The organism is Micromonospora sp. DT46 (genome assembly GCF_049841735.1).
GTDB classification, from domain to species: domain Bacteria; phylum Actinomycetota; class Actinomycetes; order Mycobacteriales; family Micromonosporaceae; genus Micromonospora; species Micromonospora reichwaldensis.
Map to the genome: position 1 here is coordinate 204,506 of NZ_JBNCKW010000008.1, position 18,389 is coordinate 222,894.

General features: G+C 74.4%; 18 protein-coding genes and 1 pseudogene. 12 read left to right on the forward strand and 7 right to left on the reverse strand.

Annotated elements, in window-relative coordinates:
• Positions 1-16: 16 nt before the first annotated feature.
• Positions 17-545, reverse strand: a pseudogene (locus ACLQ20_RS23175) (D-glycero-alpha-D-manno-heptose-1,7-bisphosphate 7-phosphatase); the annotation flags it as partial.
• A 276-nt stretch (positions 546-821) separates the two neighbouring features.
• Here ACLQ20_RS23175 and ACLQ20_RS23180 point away from each other — a divergent pair.
• The 3 genes from ACLQ20_RS23180 to ACLQ20_RS23190 all read left to right on the forward strand — a co-directional run bounded on the left by ACLQ20_RS23180 (position 822) and on the right by ACLQ20_RS23190 (position 3,145).
• Positions 822-1,259 carry an SRPBCC family protein gene (locus ACLQ20_RS23180; protein ID WP_358122282.1) on the forward strand — a complete coding sequence of 146 codons (438 nt, stop codon included), beginning with the start codon at positions 822-824 and terminating at the stop codon, positions 1,257-1,259.
• Positions 1,256-2,257, forward strand: coding sequence for an SDR family oxidoreductase (locus tag ACLQ20_RS23185; RefSeq protein ID WP_151457680.1), 1,002 nt, complete (start codon positions 1,256-1,258; stop codon positions 2,255-2,257). The genes ACLQ20_RS23180 and ACLQ20_RS23185 overlap by 4 nt, the downstream gene beginning before the upstream one ends.
• Before the next feature lie 120 nt (positions 2,258-2,377).
• Positions 2,378-3,145 carry a polyprenol monophosphomannose synthase gene (locus tag ACLQ20_RS23190; protein ID WP_327027637.1) on the forward strand — a complete coding sequence of 256 codons (768 nt, stop codon included), beginning with the start codon at positions 2,378-2,380 and terminating at the stop codon, positions 3,143-3,145.
• Between the two features lie 679 nt (positions 3,146-3,824).
• Here the strand turns inward: ACLQ20_RS23190 and ACLQ20_RS23195 are convergent.
• A complete protein-coding gene (locus ACLQ20_RS23195) occupies positions 3,825-5,429 on the reverse strand; it encodes an NAD(P)/FAD-dependent oxidoreductase (protein ID WP_327027635.1) in 1,605 nt (534 codons plus the stop codon).
• Positions 5,430-5,499: 70 nt separating this feature from the next.
• Here ACLQ20_RS23195 and ACLQ20_RS23200 point away from each other — a divergent pair, with 70 nt between their 5' ends.
• Entirely contained in the window at positions 5,500-6,933 is a 1,434-nt protein-coding gene (locus ACLQ20_RS23200) for an aldehyde dehydrogenase family protein (protein ID WP_425857675.1), read from the forward strand.
• Positions 6,934-6,994: 61 nt separating this feature from the next.
• On the opposite strand, the gene ACLQ20_RS23205 is transcribed toward ACLQ20_RS23200, so the two are convergent.
• Positions 6,995-7,396, reverse strand: a complete 402-nt coding sequence (locus tag ACLQ20_RS23205) for a ChaB family protein (protein ID WP_091095813.1) — start codon at positions 7,394-7,396, stop codon at positions 6,995-6,997.
• A 158-nt stretch (positions 7,397-7,554) separates the two neighbouring features.
• Here ACLQ20_RS23205 and ACLQ20_RS23210 point away from each other — a divergent pair, with 158 nt between their 5' ends.
• From ACLQ20_RS23210 to ACLQ20_RS23225, 4 genes are all read left to right on the forward strand, one after another.
• Positions 7,555-8,535 carry a YihY/virulence factor BrkB family protein gene (locus tag ACLQ20_RS23210; RefSeq protein ID WP_151455773.1) on the forward strand — a complete coding sequence of 327 codons (981 nt, stop codon included), beginning with the start codon at positions 7,555-7,557 and terminating at the stop codon, positions 8,533-8,535.
• A gap of 72 nt (positions 8,536-8,607) precedes the next feature.
• Positions 8,608-9,024, forward strand: coding sequence for a DUF2795 domain-containing protein (locus tag ACLQ20_RS23215; protein ID WP_151455772.1), 417 nt, complete (start codon positions 8,608-8,610; stop codon positions 9,022-9,024).
• 52 nt (positions 9,025-9,076) lie between these two features.
• Entirely contained in the window at positions 9,077-9,538 is a 462-nt protein-coding gene (locus ACLQ20_RS23220; RefSeq protein WP_327027630.1) for an SRPBCC family protein, read from the forward strand.
• A gap of 93 nt (positions 9,539-9,631) precedes the next feature.
• Positions 9,632-9,892 (forward strand): hypothetical protein, encoded by a 261-nt coding sequence (locus ACLQ20_RS23225; protein ID WP_151455770.1) that lies wholly within the window; start codon positions 9,632-9,634, stop codon positions 9,890-9,892.
• Positions 9,893-10,010: 118 nt separating this feature from the next.
• Here the strand turns inward: ACLQ20_RS23225 and ACLQ20_RS23230 are convergent, their stop codons facing one another.
• Entirely contained in the window at positions 10,011-11,207 is a 1,197-nt protein-coding gene (locus ACLQ20_RS23230; protein WP_151455769.1) for an MFS transporter, read from the reverse strand.
• Between the two features lie 154 nt (positions 11,208-11,361).
• Between ACLQ20_RS23230 and ACLQ20_RS23235 the strand changes: the two genes are divergently transcribed.
• Positions 11,362-11,574, forward strand: a complete 213-nt coding sequence (locus ACLQ20_RS23235) for a hypothetical protein (protein WP_132235960.1) — start codon at positions 11,362-11,364, stop codon at positions 11,572-11,574.
• A 41-nt stretch (positions 11,575-11,615) separates the two neighbouring features.
• On the opposite strand, the gene ACLQ20_RS23240 is transcribed toward ACLQ20_RS23235, so the two are convergent.
• Positions 11,616-12,179 (reverse strand): TetR/AcrR family transcriptional regulator, encoded by a 564-nt coding sequence (locus ACLQ20_RS23240; protein ID WP_151455768.1) that lies wholly within the window; start codon positions 12,177-12,179, stop codon positions 11,616-11,618.
• A 74-nt stretch (positions 12,180-12,253) separates the two neighbouring features.
• On the opposite strand from ACLQ20_RS23240, the gene ACLQ20_RS23245 reads away from it, so the two are divergent.
• Entirely contained in the window at positions 12,254-14,023 is a 1,770-nt protein-coding gene (locus ACLQ20_RS23245) for an ABC transporter ATP-binding protein (RefSeq protein ID WP_425857676.1), read from the forward strand.
• Positions 14,024-14,099: 76 nt separating this feature from the next.
• Here ACLQ20_RS23245 and ACLQ20_RS23250 read toward each other — a convergent pair whose 3' ends face one another.
• Positions 14,100-14,549 (reverse strand): hypothetical protein, encoded by a 450-nt coding sequence (locus ACLQ20_RS23250; protein WP_151455767.1) that lies wholly within the window; start codon positions 14,547-14,549, stop codon positions 14,100-14,102.
• A gap of 162 nt (positions 14,550-14,711) precedes the next feature.
• Here ACLQ20_RS23250 and ACLQ20_RS23255 point away from each other — a divergent pair, with 162 nt between their 5' ends.
• On the forward strand, positions 14,712-15,089 hold the full coding sequence (locus ACLQ20_RS23255) for a DUF6401 family natural product biosynthesis protein (RefSeq protein WP_151455766.1): 378 nt from the start codon (positions 14,712-14,714) through the stop codon (positions 15,087-15,089).
• 90 nt (positions 15,090-15,179) lie between these two features.
• Here ACLQ20_RS23255 and ACLQ20_RS23260 read toward each other — a convergent pair whose 3' ends face one another.
• Entirely contained in the window at positions 15,180-16,046 is an 867-nt protein-coding gene (locus ACLQ20_RS23260; protein ID WP_425857677.1) for a mechanosensitive ion channel family protein, read from the reverse strand.
• Between the two features lie 189 nt (positions 16,047-16,235).
• Between ACLQ20_RS23260 and ACLQ20_RS23265 the strand changes: the two genes are divergently transcribed.
• Positions 16,236-18,362 (forward strand): SpoIIE family protein phosphatase, encoded by a 2,127-nt coding sequence (locus tag ACLQ20_RS23265; RefSeq protein ID WP_425857678.1) that lies wholly within the window; start codon positions 16,236-16,238, stop codon positions 18,360-18,362.
• Positions 18,363-18,389: the final 27 nt, after the last annotated feature.

An 18,389-nucleotide genomic window follows, 5' to 3' on the forward strand; every position in this document is an offset into this window, starting at 1 on the left:
GTGTCGGTGTCGGCCTGCCGGTAGGTGGCGGGGTCGAGCGCCGCCTGGCGGCGCAGGATCTCCGCCACCGCCGCCGGGAGATCGGCGGCCACCTGCGGCGCGGCGGCCACCTCCTGCGGCCGGGTCACCGGCGTGGGCACCAGGATCCCCGACGCGCCCGCGGCCGACGCCGCGATCATGTCCCGGCCGATGTCCCCCACCAGCACGCACCGCGCCGGCACGGTGCCCAGCTCCCGCGCCGCGGCGTGCACCAGCCCCGGCGCCGGCTTGCGGCACCCGCATGCGTCGCCGTCGTCGTGCGGACACACCAGCCAGGCGTCGAACGGCCCCAGCAACCGCTCGACCCGGGCGTGCACCGCCTCCATCTGCGTCCCGGTGAACAAGCCACGGGCCAGGCCGGACTGGTTCGTCACCACCGCCAGCCGCAGGCCCGCCGCCCGCAACCGGTCCAGGGCGGCCCGCGCCCCCGGCACCGGCCGTACCTTCTCGGGGTCGCCGTTGTACGGCACGTCCTCGATCAGCGTTCCGTCGCGGTCCAGCAGCACCGCGTCGAACAGGACGGGCCCGGGTCCCGCCGCGCCAGCACCGGCAAAAACCCGGGCTGACCTGCGCTGATCCGGCTCCACCTGGTCCTGTCGCACAGCCGGCGGGTTCCCGGCGCCCCGGGGAGTAAACGTCGTCCCGGACGCGCCCCCCGCGTCGTACGCCGGCGGCGCCGACACGCCGGCTCGCAGGTGCCGTTACCCGTCGCCCGGGAGAAGCTAACCCATCGGCACCGTTAGCCCCGGCCAGACCGGGGGTATGGGAGCACAGTGGCGATTGTGGAGAAAGTGATCAAAGCTTCCCCGCAGCAGGTCTGGGCGGTGCTGGCGGACGGGTGGACGTACAGCGACTGGGTCGTGGGCACGGTGCACGTGCGCGACGTGGACGACGCCTGGCCCCGGGTGGGCAGCCAACTGCACCACAAGGCCGGGCCGTGGCCGTTCTCCCTGCACGACGTCTCCACGGTGCTGACCTGTGACCCGCCGCGCCGGTTGGTGATCCGCGCCGGCCTCTGGCCGGCCGGGGAGGCCATCGTGGTGTTCACCCTCGAAGCGGTCGGCGCGGACGCCACCCGGGTACGCATCGGCGAGGACTTCGCCGCCGGTCCGCTGCACTGGATACGCAACAAGATCAACGACCTGGTGTTGCACCAGCGCAACAAGGAGACCCTGACCCGGCTGGCCGACATCGCCATGCGGCAGAAGGCGGACGCATGACGCAGACCGTGGTGGTCACCGGGGCGAGCGCCGGCGTGGGACGGGCGGTCGCCCGCCGGTACGCCGAGCGCGGCGCCCGGCTCGCGCTGCTCGCCCGCGGCGAGGCCGGGCTGGCGGCCGCCGAGCGCGACTGCCGGGAGCTGGGCGCCTCGGAGGTGTGCACCTACCGGGTGGACGTGGCCGACGCCGGGGCGGTGCAGCAGGCCGCCGACGACGTGGTGCACCGGTTCGGCGGCATCGACGTGTGGGTGAACAACGCGATGGTCTCGGTCTTCGCCCCGGCGTGGGAGATCCCGGCCACCGAGTTCCGGCGGGTCACCGAGGTCAACTACCTCGGCACCGTGCACGGCACCCTCGCGGCGCTGCGGCACATGCGGGCACGCGGGCGGGGCGCGGTCGTGCAGGTCGGCTCCGCGCTGGCCTACCGCGGGATCCCGTTGCAGTCGGCGTACTGCGCGAGCAAGCACGCCGTCCAGGGCTTCAACGACTCGCTGCGGGCGGAACTGCTGCACGACTGCCCGGGCGTGAAGCTGTCGATGGTGCAACTGCCGGCGATCAACACCCCGCAGTTCTCCTGGGTACGCACCCGGCTGCCCCGGCACCCCCAGCCCGTACCGCCGATCTTCGCACCCGAGGTGGCCGCGAAGGCGATCGTCTGGGCGGCCGACCACGGGCCGCGCGAGCTGAACGTGGGCGGACCGACCTGGCGCGCCCGGCTCGGCGACGTCCTCGCCCCCGGCCTGCTCGACCGGAAGCTGGCACGCGACGGCTACGACAGCCAGCAGACCGACACCCCGATCGACCCGGTCGCCTGGCGGGACAACCTGGACCGTCCCGGGGACGACGAACGGGACCGGGGCGCGGAGGGCGTGTTCACCGACCGGGCCCGGGGCCGCTCGGCCGCCCTGTGGATCGGTACGCACAAGCCGGCCGTCTCCGGCGCCGCCCTGGCGGGCCTGGCGGTGGCCCTCACCGCGCTGGCCCGCCGCCTCCGCTGACACCCGGAACGGGCCCTCGTCGGGGCGGAAGACGGGGCGGTAGGGGTGGCCTTTTCGACCCGGATGTGGCAACTGGCTACGCTCTCAGGGAGCCCTGTCCGCCGACCGAGGATGTCCGACATGATCGAACCCGTGCAGTTGCCCGTGCCGTGGCGGGACGCACGCCTGACCGTCGTGGTTCCCACCTACAACGAGGCGGGCAACCTCCCGGTGCTGGTCGAGCGGCTGCTGGCCCTGCCGCTGCCGGGCCTGAAGATCCTGGTCGCCGACGACAACTCGCCGGACGGCACGGGTGAGGTGGCGGACAAGCTGGCCATCGAGCACCCCGACCGGGTCGAGGTCGTGCACCGGGCCGGCAAGGAGGGCCTCGGCCGGGCCTACGTGGACGGCATCGGGCGCGCCCTCGACGGCGGCGCGGAGTACGTGGCGCAGATGGACGCCGACCTGTCGCACCCGCCGGAGGCGCTGCCGGGCATGCTCGGCGCGCTGCTCTCCACCCAGGCCGGCGTGGTGATCGGCTCCCGGTACGTGCCGGGCGGCGAGCTGGACGAGAACTGGCCGTTCTACCGGCGGGCGCTCAGCGGCTGGGCCAACCTCTACGTGCACACGCTGCTGCGGGTCCGGATCCGCGACCTCACCGCCGGCTTCAAGATCTGGCGGGCGGACGCGCTGCGCGACATCGGCCTGGAGCGGGTGCAGTCCAACGGCTACAGCTTCCAGGTGGAGATGCACTACCTGGCCACGAAGCTGGGGCACACCATCCTGGAGGTCCCGATCCGCTTCGAGGAGCGGCGCGACGGCGCGTCCAAGATGACCACCGCGACCAAGGTCGAGAGCGCGCTGATGCCGTTCAAGCTGCGCAGCAAGCACCGCAACATCGAACGCTGACCCGACCCGATCCCGCCGTGCCACGCCGCCCCGCCCTGCCCTGGCCCCGGTCCGTTCAACGGACCAGGCCCGGGGCGGCAGGCGAGCGGCGGAGGGCGACGGACGGGCGCAGCGAGGGGCGAAGGCGAGCGACAGCAGCGACGAGCGGCAGACGGGCGGAGAGCGGAGGAGCGGAGAGCGGAGGGCGACCTTGAGTCCCGGCCGCCCGCCGCACGGGACGTCCGATCAGCCCACACACCGCGACCACGGAGCGCAACCCTCACCTTCCGTGACCGTCGGCTCCGCCTTCGGATCGCCGCTCGCCGCCCTTGCTCTGCAGCCACGGACGCACCACGTCGCTGAGCTGGGGCTGGCTCGCCGCCGGTGCAGCGGACTCGCCGCACGCCATCACTCAGAGCAACTGTTGCGTATATGGATGCAGAGCAAAGGGCGCGGCGAACGACCCACGCGGCCAGCGCTGACCTCACTGTCCGTCAGCAATCTCGTCAGACAATCCGCCGGCGGGTCCGGCTTGGCGAAGAGTCGGCCTGGTCACCCAGGCCGTAGTGCACGGCGCCCCGGCCCCACCAGATGCCGGCCGCGCACGGTGCCGGGCGCCCGGTGCCCGGAGCGCCCCGCGCGCGACGCAGGGGGCCGCAGGGCGCAGGGCGCGAGCTTGTCGTCTTCGCCGTGCTGGCGGTCAGCGGTAGACCGCGCGGTGCGCGGCGTCGATCCCGGCCGCGTACAGCGGGCCGGTGAGGGCGCGGTCGCGGGCCAGGGCGGCGCGGGCGGCGTTCGCGCCGGGCGCGCCGTGCACGCCGCCGCCCGGGTGCGCCGACGCGCTGGCCAGGAACAGCCGGTCCACCGGCGTGTCCGCGCGGCCCAGGCCGGGGATCGGGCGCAGGAACAGCTGCTGGTACGCGGCGGCGGTGCCGCCGCCGAGCGCGCCGCCGACCAGGCTCGGGTCGCCCGCCTCCAGGTCGGCCGGGCCGGCCACGTGCCGCCCCACGATCAGGCTGCGGAAGCCCGGCGCGGCCTCCTCCAGCACCTGCTCCATCCGCTCGACGTGCGCGGCGATCTCCTCGGCCCGCCACTTCTGGCGGAACGGCAGGTGGGTGTACGACCAGAGCGACTCGGTGCCCGGCGGCGAGTGGCTCGGGTCGGCCACCGACATCTGTCCCAGCAGCAGGAACGGGTCGCGCGGGATCTCCTTGCGGGCCAGCGCGGCGGCGTAGCTGGTGAGGCCGTCCAGGTCTGCCCCCAGGTGCACGGTGCCGGCGGTGGCGACCGCCCGGTTGGTCCACGGCACGGGGGCCGACAGCGCCCAGTCCACCTTGAGCGTCGAGCCGTCCCAGCGGAAATGCGCCAGGTCCTCCACCAGCCGGGGCGGCAGCGCCGCCGCGCCGACCAGGTCCAGGTATAGGGCGGGCGCGGGGACGTCGGCGAGCACCGCGCGGCGGGCCCGCCACAGGGCGCCGCCGGTGGTACGCACGCCCATCGCCCGGCCGCGGGCGGTCAGCACCCGGTCGACGTGTGCGCCGTAGAGGATCCGGCCGCCGCGTTCGGTCAGCCGGGCCACCAGCGCGTCGGTGATCTTCTGGGCGCCGCCGTCGGGCACCGGCCAGCCGACCTGCTGACCCAGCATGGCGAGCAGCCAGCCGTACACGCCCGAACCGGCCTCCTCGGGCGACAGGTCGGTGTGCAGGGCACAGCCGGCCAGCAGCACCGGGCCGCCCTCGCCCTCGAAGAGTTCGTCGCCGAGCTTGCGTACCGGCACCACCAGCCGCCGGGCCAGCCGCAGCGCCCCCGACACGCGCAGCCGGCGCAGCAGGCTCAGGCCCCCGCGCACCGGCGGGAACGGCCTGGTGATGCTCTCCAGCATCGGCTCGGCCACCTGGCGCCAGTCGTCGTACGCGTGCAGCCAGCGCTTGCCGTCGCCCGGCGCGAACGCCTCCAGCGAGGCCGCCGTGGCCTCCGGGTCGCGGTTGAGCACCGCCGCCCGCCCGTCGGGCAGCAGGTGGGCCAGCACGTCCGGGGAGTGCCGCCAGCGCAGACCGTAACGGTCGAGCCCCAGCCCGCGCAGCACCGGCGAAGCGTAGCCGAGGGGGTAGAAGGAGCTGTAGAGGTCGCTCAGGTAGCCGGGAGCCGTCACCTCGGCGGAACGCACCGCCCCGCCCGGGGTCTCCGTGGCCTCCAGCACCAGCACGTCCCAGCCGGCGTCGGCGAGCAGATTGGCGGCGACCAGGCCGTTGTGGCCTGCTCCCACGATGACGGCGTCCGCGCTCTCCGCGCCGGGCGAACTCATCCGATCCGCCTACCCGGCCAGCAACCGGGCGAAACGCGTTTGCCGCGCCGGGGCCGGGGCATGCACTGCCATGTACACGGTTGCGCAGCTCATAGGCGGAGTGTGGGGCGCGGGCGGCGAGGGTGGCGAGTTGGTCGTACACGATCCGGCCGACGGCTCCCCGGTCAGCTCGGCGCCGGTCGCGACGGCCGACGAGGTCGGCAAGGCGGTGGAGGCGACGCGCGGCGTCACGGCGGAGTGGGCGGCGACCGCCCCCGCGGAACGGGCGGCGGCCCTGCACCGGGCCGCGGACGCCGTGGCGGCGGTGGCCGACGACCTGGCCCGGGCCACGACGGCCGAGATGGGCAAACCCCTGTCGGACGCCCGGGGCGGCGTGGAAGCGGGGATCGGCACGCTGCGACAGTACGCGGAACTCGCCCCCGTGCGCGGCGGGCGGACCCTGCACGGCGCCACCCACGCCCTCGACTTCATGACGCCGCAGCCGCGCGGGGTGGTCGCCGCGATCACCCCGTGGAACGACCCGGTGGCGGTCTCCTGCGGGCTGCTCGGCGCGGCCCTGGTCACCGGCAACGTGGTGCTGCACAAGCCGAGCGAGCGCGCCCCGGCGACCGGCTGGCTGCTGGCGAAGGCGCTCGACTCCGCGCTGCCGCCCGGGGTGCTGTCGCTGCTGACCGGGGGCCCGGAGGTCGGCGCGGCGCTGGCCGCCCAGGAGGTGGACGTCGTCGCCCACGTCGGCTCCACCGCCACGGGGCGGGCCATCGCGGCCGCGGCGGCACGGACCGGGGCGAAGGTACTGCTGGAGAACGGCGGCAGCGATCCGCTCGTCGTGGACGGCGACGTCGACCCGGTGTGGGCGGCCGGGCAGGCGGCGATCGGCGCGTTCGCCAACGCGGGGCAGATCTGCGTCGCGGTGGAGCGGATCTACGTGCACCGGGACGTCGCGGAGGACTTCGCGCTGGCGCTGGCGGAGCGGGCCACGAAGCTGCGGACGGGCCCGGGCGGCGACCCGCGTACCGAACTGGGGCCGCTGGTGGACCGGCGGCACCGCGACCACGTGCACGGGCAGGTCACCGCGGCGGTGGCCCAGGGCGCGCGGATCCGCACCGGCGGCACGCTGCCCGACGGGCCGGGGGCGTTCTACCCGGCGACCGTGCTCACCGACTGCCGGCACGACATGACGGTGGTACGCGAGGAGACGTTCGGGCCGGTCGCCCCGATCGTGGCCGTCGACTCGTTCTCCGAGGCGCTGCGGTGCGCCGCCGACTCCCCGTACGGGCTGGCCGCGACGGTGCTGACCGGATCGATGAGTCACGCCCAGCGCGCCTGGCGGGAACTGCCCGTCGGCACCGTGAAGGTCAACGCGGTGTTCGGCGGGGCGCCGGGCGGTGCCGCGCACCCGCGCCGGGGCAGCGGGCACGGTTTCGGCTACGGGCCGGAACTGCTGGACGAGTTCACCGCGACGAAGGCGGTGCACATCGAGGCGCCCGGTGGCGGCCACTGGTGAGACACGCGCGGGGGCTGTCCGCGGACGGACAGCCCCCGCGTCGCGTACCCGAAAGGTGGCCTCAGCGGCCGCGGGCCTTGGCGGTCTGGCGGTTGTTCGCCTTCTCGATGGCCTTGACCAGTTCGGGCTTCGTCATGCTCGAACGGCCGGGCACGTCCAGTTTGCGGGCCACCTTCATCAGGTGGTCCTTGGTCGCGTTGGCGTCCACCCCGCCGGCCGTGGGCGCCCGGCGCTCCGGTCCGCCGCCGGCCGCCTGGCGGTCGCTCGGCCCCTTGCGGCCCTTGGGCTCCCAGTGGTCGCCGACCTTCTCGAACTCGTGCTTGACGGCGGCGAAGGCGGTGCGGTGCGCCCGCTCCCCCTCGCCGTACGTCTCCACGGCCGAGTCGTGCGTCTTCTCCCAGGTGCGCTGCGCCTTCTTGGGGGAGCGTCGCAGCGTGCTGGGCAGTACCTCGCGCCCGGGCATCTCGTCCTCCTCCGCGTCGATGGGTTCCCCTGACCGTTCCCCCGCGTCAGGTCGGCAAACCGGAGGTCGGGTTTGTCGATTTCCGGCCAGGGGTACCGGCGGGCCAGGCGAAGCCGGATGCACCGGGTCATCCGGCGGCCGGGGCGCAGGGAGCGGGCATGACGACGACGGAACCCGGCGCGGTGCTCGCCGGGGAGCGGCGACCGCGGATCCCCCGCCGGGTACGGCAGCTGAGCTGGCGCACCTGGCGCGGAGTGCTGGTGCGCAGCGTGCGCAACTTCGTCAAGGACAACTGCGCGGACTGGGCCGCCGCCCTGACCTACTACGGGGTGCTCGCGCTCTTCCCGTCCACGATCGTGGTGGTCGCCCTGGTCGGGCTGGTGTCCAACGGCGAGCAGACCGTCGACACCGTGCTGGACCTGGCCCGGGACATGGGTGCCGGCTCGGTGGTGGCGAACGAGGGCTTCGTCGGCGTCGTGCGGGGCGTGGTCGACCAGAACGACTCGGCCAGCGCGCTGCTGAGCTTCGGTCTGCTCGGTGCCCTCTGGTCGGCCTCCGGCTTCATCGGGGCGTTCACCCGGGCCTCCAACGCCGTCTACGGGGTCGAGGAGGGGCGGCCGATCTGGAAGCTGCGGCCGGTGCAGATCGGCCTGGCGGCGATCTCGCTGGTGCTGTTGGCGATCGTCGCCACCGGGCTGATCGTCAGCGGGCCGGTCACCGACGCGGTGGGCGACCTGATCAACGCCGGTGGACTGGCGCGTACGGCGTGGAGCGTCGCCAAGTGGCCCGTGCTCGCGATGATCATGATGGTGCTGCTGAGCCTGCTGTTCTGGATCGCGCCGAACGTCCGGCAGCCGCGGTTCCGCTGGCTCACCCCGGGCGGCGCGGTGGCCCTGGTCGCCTGGGCCCTCGCCTCCTTCGGCTTCGGCCTCTACGTCGCCAACTTCGGCTCGTACGACGCCACCTACGGCAGCCTCGGTGCCGTGATCGCGTTCCTGGTCTGGCTCTACCTGTCCAACTCGGCGCTGATGCTCGGCGTGCAGATCAACGCGGAACTCCAGCGCGGCCGGGTGCTCCAGGCTGGCGAGCCGGACCCCGACGAGCCGGTCCTGCCCCCGAAGACGCCGGCCACCACGTGACCCGTACGGGTTTACCGGCCGCGACGCCGGAGCGCCCGTTTACCGCCGGTGCCACCGGGTAGCGCAGAAGGCATGGAACGTGGCAGCAGCAAGCACGGACCGAGGGTCGACGAGCAGATGAGCCGGGAGGTCAGCGGCCTCGTGCAGGGGCCGGGGACCGGCGGCTCGCGGGTCGACGAGTCCCGTGTGCCGGAGCCGGCGGGTGAGGACCAGCCGGAGCCGACCACGGCCCCGGCCGGCGACCTGCGTACGGGCGCGCCCAAGGGGATGAGCTCCGAGGACGTCGAGCGACGCAGCCGGCTCGGCCGGTTCATCACGATGGCCGCCCTGCCCGGTGACCGGGAGACGCTGATCGCCAACGCGCGGGACAACGAGGCGCCGGCGGACATCGTCGCCGAACTGGAGCGGCTGCCCGAGGGCACCCGCTACCAGACGATCTCCGAGGTGTGGGCGGCGCTCGGCCACAAGAACGAGACGACCCGTTGGTGACCGGATCCCCGCACGATCCGGCCCGTCACCGGCGGACGAAGGAGGATGCCTTATGAGTGGCGTTACCGAACACGTGGACGTCTCCGTCCCGGTCCGCACCGCGTACGACCAGTGGACCCAGTTCGAGGATTTCCCCCACTTCATGGAGGGGGTCCAGGAGGTCCGGCAGCTGACGGACACGATGACCCACTGGACGGTGGAGATCGCCGGGGTGAAGCGGGAGTTCGACGCCGAGATCACCGAGCAGCTCCCGGACGAGCGGGTCGCGTGGCGCTCCACGGGCGGCACCCAGCAGGCCGGCGTGGTGACCTTCCACCGGCTGGACCAGGACAACACCCGGGTCACGCTCCAGCTCGAGTTCGAACCGCACGGCGTGGTCGAGCAGGCCGGCGACAAGCTCGGCGTCGTCGACCGGCGCGCGAAGGGCGACCTGGAGCGGTTCAAGCAGTTCATCGAGCGACGCGGTCAGGAGACCGGCGCCTGGCGCGGCAAGGTCGACCGCCCGCAGCCCTGATTCCCCGCCCCCGGGTGTGAACCTCCGATGGCCGCCGGCTCCCCCGGCGGCCATCGTCGTTTGCGGGGACCCGGCCGGGGTACCGCGATTGACATGACGGACGACGACAAGGTGTGGCGGGACGAGGAACGGACTTCGCTCCAGGAACTGGACCGGGCCGTCGCGCGGTCGACCCTGGACGGCCAGGCCGACGACGTGACGGGGAACGACGCCGGCGAGGAGGCGGCCTTCGGGCACGGCCCGGAGGCGGCGGACCGCGGCGGGCAGGCCGCCGGTGCGGGCCGCGAGCCGACCGACCCGGACCGCGCGTACCGGCCCTCGACGACCGGCCGGACCGGACCGGACACGATGTGAACCGCACGGCGCGGCGGGCGGGCCCACCCCGGGTCCGCCCGCCGCGCCGCTCGACGCGAAAGGTCCGGGCCGTCCGAGGTCACGGGTCCGCGCCGCTCGACGCGACGGTCCGCGCCGCTCAGCGGGGCGTCGGGGCCGGCCGGCGGGTGCCGGCCGCGTGCAGGGCGATCAGGCCCAGCGCGAGGACGACGAGCGCCGGCCCGAGCAGCTCGACCGAGGTGTTGCCGAGCAGCACCCCGATGCCGGCGGGCACCAGCGCGCCGCCCAGCCCGGCCGCGGCGATCTGGAGCCCGATGGTCCGGTCCGCGTGCGCCGCACCGACCCGCTCGGCGGTGGTGAGGGTGAGCAGCGGGAAGACCGGGGCGGCGGCGAAGCCGACGACGAACAGCCCGGCGACGGCGACCCAGGCCGGTGCCGGCAGCGCGATCAGGACCGCGCCGACCGCCATCCCGGCGAGGCTGCCCCGCAGCACCACCGCCGCGCCCAGCCGTTCGGCCACCACGCCCTGCACCACGCGCCCGACGAACAGGCTGCCCCAGTAGCCCGAGACGCAGACGCCGGCGACGGCCGCGCCGAGGCCGCGTCCCTCGGTCAGCAGCAGGAACGCCCAGAGCCCGGCCGCCACCTCGATGGCCACGTAGACGGCGAAGGCCGACGCGCCGAGCCAGACCGCCGGCAGGCGCAGCGTCTCGCGTACCCGGGTGACGGTCGGTGGGGCGACGGCCGCCTCCCCGGCGGGCTCGCGGGCCGGGGCGCGGTCCCGCCAGGCCCGCACGGTCAGCGCGAACGCGGCGGCCAGCGCGAGCTGGGCCCCCGCCACCAGGCCGTAGCCCCAGCGCCAGGAGAGCCCGGCGCTGAGCGCACCGGTCATGATCAACGGTCCGAGCGCCACGCCGAGGCCGAAGAACGCGTGCATCCAGTTCATGTGCCGGGGGCCGAAGGCGCCGGCGGCGTACGCGTTCAGGCCGGAGTCGATCGCGCCGGAGCCGAGGCCGAGCACCAGCGCGCAGCCCACCATCAGGGTGAGCCCGGGCGTCGACGCGTAGCCGGTGAGCGCGAGGCTGGCCAGCAGCGTGCTGCCGGCGAGCAGCCAGCCGACGCCGAGCCGGGCCAGCGTGAAGCCGGCCAGCACGCTGGAGGTCAGGTAGCCGGCGGTGCCGGCGGTGAGCACGAGGCCGACGGCCTCGGTGGGCACGCCGAAGTCGGCCCGGATCGAGGGCCAGCCCACGCCGATCAGGCCGTCGGGCAGGCCGAGGCTGACGAAGGCGAGGTAGGCCAGCAGGAGCAGCGAGGCGCGGGGCGGGGCGGTGGACACGGAGGACCATCCTGCCCTGAGTCGGCGGCGGCACCAGTCCGCCTCCCCCGGTGGGACGAAGATTACGGTCCGGACGGGCGGTAAAACGGACAGCTCATCCAGAATCGGCCGTTCGGCTGACGGCAAGCGCCGGGTCGCGCGCAAGACTTTCGGGATGCATCAGGGCTCCGGCATCCTCTCCACGCGTCAGCGCCGCCTGGCATGGCTCGGCTTCCTCCTCGCCGCGCTGCAGGCTCCCGTCTCCGCCAAGCTGGCATCGGACGACTCCTGGTTGTTCAGCCTCTGCGTCGCGCTGATGGTGGCGACCGTGATCATCGCCGACGACGCGGCCCGCCGCCGCCCGGCGGACGCCCGCTCCATGGAGTGACGCGGCAGCCGGCGCGACGGCATCCCGCCGCGCCGGCCGGATCATCCCGGCTTGACCGCGATCGCGCCGTCGACGGTGCGCAGGATCAGGCGCAGCACCTCGTGCCGGGAGGCACCGGTCTCGGCCAGGTAGGCCCAGCCGGCGTACAACTGGGACCAGATCAGGCTCTGCACCCACCCCGCCGGCAGCTCCGGGTCGATGGTGCCGTCGCGGTGCCCGCGTTCGACCATCGCGACGAAGTTCGGGTCGCACCCGCCGTCGATGGAACCGGCACCGGTCTCCGGCTCGGTGAAGATCAGCGAGAGCAGAGTGCCGAGGTCGAAGTACTCCTGGCAGAGCCGGCGCACGGCCGACGCACCGGTGCCCTCGGCGATCCGCGCCTGGGCGGTCGCCCGGTCCAGCCGGGCGCCGGCCTCGGCGCCGACCGCCCCGAACAGGTCGGCCCGCTCGGCGAAGTAGCGGTGCAACGTCGTACGCCCCACGTCGGCGGCGGTGGCGATGTCGCCGAGGGAGGCGGCGGGGTTGCGCCCCCACACCTCGATCGCCGCGTCGACGATGGCCTGGCGGGTCCGGGCGCGACTGCCGGACACCTGCTGGTCGGTCACGTCGGCGAGGATACCAACACGTCCTTTCGGAATACCGGTTGCCCTGAATGGAACACTGGTGTTCCATTCAGGGCATGACTCCTTCCGCCCCGGCGTTCTCCCGATTGCGCACGCTCACCTCGTTCCTCGTCCCGCACCGGCGGACAATGCTCCTCGGTCTCGTGCTGGGGCTCGCCGCCAACGCGGCCGGGCTCGCGACGCCGATGGTCACCAAGTGGGTCCTGGACACGCTCGGCGCCGGCGAGTCGATGGCCCGCCCGATCGGCGCCCTGCTGGCGCTCGTCGTCGTCGGCGCGGCCGTCTCGCTGTGGCAGTGGCGGCTGCTCGGAACGCTGGCCGAGCGCGTCGTGCTCGACGCGCGGGCCTCGATCGTCCGGCACTACTTCCAGGCCCGCGTCGGCGACCTGCAACGCCGCCCCACCGGCGAACTGGTCACCCGGGCCACCTCCGACACCCAGCTGCTACGCGAGGCGTCCGGCAGCATCGTCGGCCTGGTCAACGCCGGCATCGCCCTGGCCGGCACCCTCGTGCTGATGGGGGTGCTCGACCTGTTTCTGCTCGGCTGCACCGTGGCCGCCGTGCTGGTCGTCGCCGCGGTCATGGGCGCACTGATGCCCCGCATCGGGCAGGCGCAGGCCGCGGCGCAGGAGTCGACGGGCGCGCTGGGCGGCGTCCTGGAGGGGGCGCTGCGCGCGATCCGCACGGTCAAGGCCAGCCGGGCGGAAGCCCGGTTGACCGAGCGGATCGTCGCCGACGCCCGACAGGCGGCGACGCACAGCGTACGGGCCGCGCGGGTGACGGCGTCGGTCTGGACGATCGCCTGGACGGGGATCCAGCTCGCGGTGATCGCGATCCTGGGCATCGGCGCCTGGCGGGCCCAGCACGGCCTGCTGGAGATCTCCAGCCTGATCGCCTTCCTGCTGTACACGTTCCAGCTGATGGGGCCGATCACCGAGCTGACCCAGAACACCACGGCGTTGCAGGCGGGGATCGCGGCGGCGGGACGGATCCGCGAGGTCGAGACCATCGCGACCGAGCCGGCGGGACCGGCGCCCGCCCCGGCGGAACGCGCGCCGACGCCCGACGCGGAGCAGCCGGTGCTCGTGTTCCGCGGGGTCACCGCCCGGTACGGCCCGGAGGCGCTCCCGGCGGTGCGGGACATCGACCTGGCCGTCCCCCGGCGTGGGCACACCGCGATCGTGGGGCCCTCGGGAGCCGGCAAGACCACGCTCTTCGCGCTGATCCTGCGCTTCCTCGAGCCCGAGCGGGGGCAACTGCTGCTCGACGGCCGACCGTACGCGGCCCACGGGCACGACCAGGTGCGGGCCCGGCTGGCGTACGTCGAGCAGGAGACGCCGGTGGTGCCCGGCACCATCCGCGACAACCTGCGGTTCACCCATCCGGACGCCACGGAGGAGGAGATCCGGGCCGTGCTGCGCGCCGTCCGGCTCGACGACAAGATCGACTCACTGCCGGACGGACTGGACACGTCGCTGTCGTCGACGGAGGTGTCCGGCGGGGAGCGCCAGCGCATCGCCCTGGCCCGGGCCATGCTGCGCACCCCCGACGTGCTGCTGCTCGACGAGGCGACCGCGCAGGTCGACGGGCTGACCGAGGCGGCGTTGCAGGAGTGCGTCCGGCAGCGCGCGGCGGTCGGCGCCGTGCTGACCATCGCACACCGGCTCTCCACGGTGCTCGACGCCGACCGGATCGTGGTGCTGGAGCACGGCCGGATCCGCGCCCAGGGCACCCACGCCGAGCTGCTGGCCGGCGACGACCTCTACCGCCGCCTGGTCGAGGCGCTGCGCATCGCGGCCGAGGAGCACCCGGTCGCGGCGCGCTAGCTGTCCCTGGGCCCTACAGCCAGCCCACCCACCGACGCGGCGGCCCGCCCGTCGCGCGCGGCGGGGGCGCACGCGGCTAGCCTCCGCCGTCGGGGCGCGCCTCGTGGCCGGGTCGGCCCCGGCTGCGCCGCCGCTCCTTCATCTCCGCCTCGTAGAGGTGCCGGCGACCGCCGACCAGCTCCTCCCGGGCGGCCCGGTCCAGGTCGCGGAAGAGGGCGTAGTAGTTGTCGTCGAAGTCCTCGACGATCTGGAACGTCCACCGTCCGGCGATCACGTTGCGGCCCAGCAGGTCGGTGTCGATCCGGTCGGCGATCCGGTCGTGCCCGGCGGCGCGGAACATCTCCACGGCGTCGTCGAGCATCAGGTCGGCGTGCCCCACCAGCTGGTGCAGCGAGTAGAGGTGACCGCGGACCCGCTCGACGCACTCCAGCGCCTCGCTCAGCTTGCCGAGCGCCGCCACCGTCTCGTCGCTGACCCCGGCGGGCCTGCGGTGCCGTTCGTCCGGCCCGTCCTCGTGTCGTCCCATCCGTTCCTCCAGGTTTGCGCTGTGCCCGTCCGGGCGGTCTCCTCCTGCCCCACCCGCGTCGGATCAACCCCCCGCGCCGCCCGCTGACCGTTCGGGGGAGGGTCAAAAACCCGCCGACCGGCCGAGGTCGACCCTGGTCACGGCCGGATAGCCTCGGTCACCATGCGTGTGCCGTTCACCCGGGTCGAGGCCCGTTCCGCCGCCAGTTCGGCGCGAGCCACCCTCGCTCTCCTGTCCACCTCGGTCGGCGCCGAAGGACTGGCCGCCGCCGCCGCGCGTCCGGGCCTGCTCGCCCTGGTCGACCAGCACGCCGCGGCGGTGCGGGAGAGCCTGGACGGCGACCGCCGGCCGCTGAGCGCCGCCGCGCTCGCCGGCTACGCGGAGGGCGTCCGCGCCGCCGCGCTGGAGCACGGCTGGCAGCCGCCGGCGGCCCCGGTGGACTGGTCCGCACCGGACTGGCTGCTCACCCGGCTGCTCGCGGTCTGCGCGCTGACCCGCTCGCTCGGGGCCCCGGCGACCGCTCCGCTCCCGCTGGTCTGAAGCCCGGGCGGGCCCCGGACCCCGGCCGGACACGCCGGAGGGGCGCCCGCACGTCCGCGGACACCCCTCCCCGTCTCGCTCACCGCCAGGTCAGCGGCGGAACTGCTGGGTCTCGTCGCTGGCGCTCCCCGACTGGTACGTGCCGCGCCCGCCGGCCGTCGCGGACTCCTGCCCGCGGGGCATGACCTCGGTGCGCTCGGCCGCCGTCCGGTCCGCCATCTGCCGGCCGACGTCGGTCTGACCGGCCTCCCGGGCCCGGCGGTGCTCCTGCACCGCCCGCGACTCCTCGGCCATCCGGTTCAGCCAGCCTTCCCAGCGGTTCTGCATCGGCCGCACCAGGCCACCGCCGACACCGATGATCAGGATGCCGGCCACGGTGGCGAGCACCGCGATCAGCACCGGTGTGGTCACCGTGGTGGCGATGCCCACCTGGTTCAGCGCGGCGATCACACCCAGCGCGAGGATGAAGACCGCCACCAGGTCCGCCAGGACCTTGCCGTACGCGAGCCCGCCCAGCGCCCCGGTGACCAGATCCCGGACGGCGTTGGCGATCGCGGCGGCCACGACGATGATGATGATCGCCACGAAGGCGCGTGGCAGCCAGGCGACCACGCCGCTGATCAGGTCACTGATCGCGTTGGGTCCCCACACCCCGAAGGCGAACTGCAGGGTGAACAGCAGCACGGCGTAGTACGCCAGTCTCGCCAGGATGTCACTGGCGTCGTACTTGGTGCGTTCCAGCGCACGCTTGATGCCGCCCCGTTCCACCGCCCTGTCGAACCCGACCCGTTCCAGCGCCGTGTCCACGATCTTGAGCACGGCTCTGGCGATGAGCCATCCGACCACGAGGATCGCGATGAACGCGATGGCCCGCGGTATGAAGAGCAGCACCGACCTCCACATGTCGGCCACGGCGTTGCCGATGTCGACCTGCCTGACCGCGAGGCTTTCCGGCATGATGTCCCTCCTGTCGCATGGACTGCGCCGCGCGCTTACCCCGCCACCGACGCGGCACGCCGTCGGAGTCCCCGGGTTTTTCCCGACATGTCACCGCAGAATGGCCCTGACCTGCCCGAACGTCCGGCCCCGGCGACGCGCGGGGCATGATCGGAAACTGCCGACGGACCCTCCGGCTAGGCTGCGCTCATGCCAGGAACGGTCGGACGGGTCCCGAACCCACCAGCCCCGGTCTCGGGAACGCCCTCCGCGTCGGGCATGGCGGCCGCCGTCCCGCGCCACGACTGGGGTGGCACCCCGCTCGGTGCGTGGCGGACGTGGGACCCGGCGGTCCGGGCCGCCACCGAACTGCTCCTCGCCTCGCCCGTGCCGATGGCCCTCACCCTGGGCGACGAGCACCTGCTCGTCTACAACGACGCGTACGCGGAGCTGATCGGCGACCGGCACCCCGACGCGGTGGGCCGGCCGGCGGCCCAGGTGTTCGCCGAGTCCTGGCCGCTGCCCGGCGTCGGGGACGCCATCGCGCACACCTACCGCTCCGGGGAGCCGTTCCTGGAGAAGGAGACCACGCTCCCGCTGCACCGCCGTCCCGGCCTGGTCGAGCAGTCGGTCTTCACCCGGGGCTACTCCCCCGTGCGCAACAGCGCCGGGCGGATCGTCGGCGTGCTGACCGTGGCCGCGGAGACCACCCAGGTCACCCAGCAGTTGCAGAGCCTCAGCGACTTCGCCGCGGCGCTCGCCGGCACCCTCACCCTGGACGACGTGGCCCGGGTCGCGCTGCGCTACGCGATCACCGTGTTCGACGCCGACCGGGTCTCGTTCGCCGTCGACGAGGGCGGCGGCGGCTGGCGGATGGTCCGGCGCATCCGTGGCGAGCTGATGGACGAGGCCGACGAGCGACTCCCCCCGCTGTGGCGGCGCGTCCCGCCGGACTGGCTGGGGCCGGTGGTGACCTCCGCCCGCAGCGGCGTGCCGTACTTCGTCGACGACGGCCAGCCGCTGCGGGACATCTCGGTGGACCGGCACGACCAGAAGGTCCGCTCGCTCGCGGCGGTGCCGCTGCGGGCCTCGGTGGTGCGCGGCGGGCTGACGGTCGGCTACCAGGTCCCGCACGTCTGGTCGGCCGCCCGGCGCGCGCTGCTGGCCGCGTCGGCCGAGCTGGTCGGCCAGGCCGCCGAGCGGGCCCGCCGGTTCGAGACCCAGCACGGCACGGCCCAGCTGCTGCAACGCAGCATGCTGCCGGAGCACCTGCCCGACCTGCCCCGGATGCGGATCGCCGCCCGCTACGACCCGGGCGTCGACGGCAACGCCGCCGGTGGGGACTTCTACGACGCCTTCCTGCTGCCCGACGGCGGCCTGGGGATCGTGCTCGGCGACGTCGCCGGCCACGACGTGCAGGCCGCGGCCCGGATGGGTCAGGTCCGCGCGGCGCTGCGGGCGCTGGCGCTGACCGACCCCCGCCCCGACGCCGTGCTGGCCGGGCTCGACCGGTTGGTGACCAGCCTGGGCGCCGAGGGCGACACGCACGAGCTGTTCGTGACGGTGGTCTTCGGGGTCGTCGACGTCGACCGGCAGCGGCTCACCCTGGCCAGCGCCGGTCACCCCGCGCCGCTGATCCGCCGGTGCGCCCCGGACGGCGACCCGGTCGCCGAGTACCTCGACGTGCCCGCGGGCGCCCCGCTGGGCCTGGGCTGCCGGCCGCGCACCGTCACGGTGCCCTTCGCCCCCGGCGACACGCTACTGCTGTTCAGCGACGGTGTGGTGGAGCGGCGCTGGCAGGACCTGACGACCGGCCTGGACGCCCTGGCCGTCGCCGTGGCCGGCGCGGGCAGCGGCGACCCCCGCGCGTTGTGCGCGGTGGCCACCGCGGCGGTGCCCGGCGCCACCGAGGACGACGTCGCGGTGCTGGCGGTGGAGCACGCGCTGCGGCCGTCCCGGTCGACGAGCATGGAGGTGCCGGCCGAGCCGACCGCGCCGAGCCGGGTACGGCACTGGATGACCGCCCAGCTCACGGAGTGGCAGGTGCCCGAGTCGATCATCGGCGCGGCGGTGCTCTGCACCAGCGAGCTGACCACCAACGCCCTGCTGCACGCCGGCACGGCCGCCCGGGTGGAGATCGACCTCAGCCCGGAGCGGCTGCTGGTGTCGGTCGCCGACTCGGGCACCCGGGGCACGGTGACCCGCGCGCAGACCGACACGCTCAGCAGTCGGGGCCGGGGACTGGGGCTGATCGAGGAGCTGAGCGACGCGTGGGGGACGGACCCGACCGTACGCGGCTCGACGGTCTGGTTCGAGATCCTCATCCCGCCCGCGTGAGCGGGGGCGTCAGCCCGGCCCGACGGG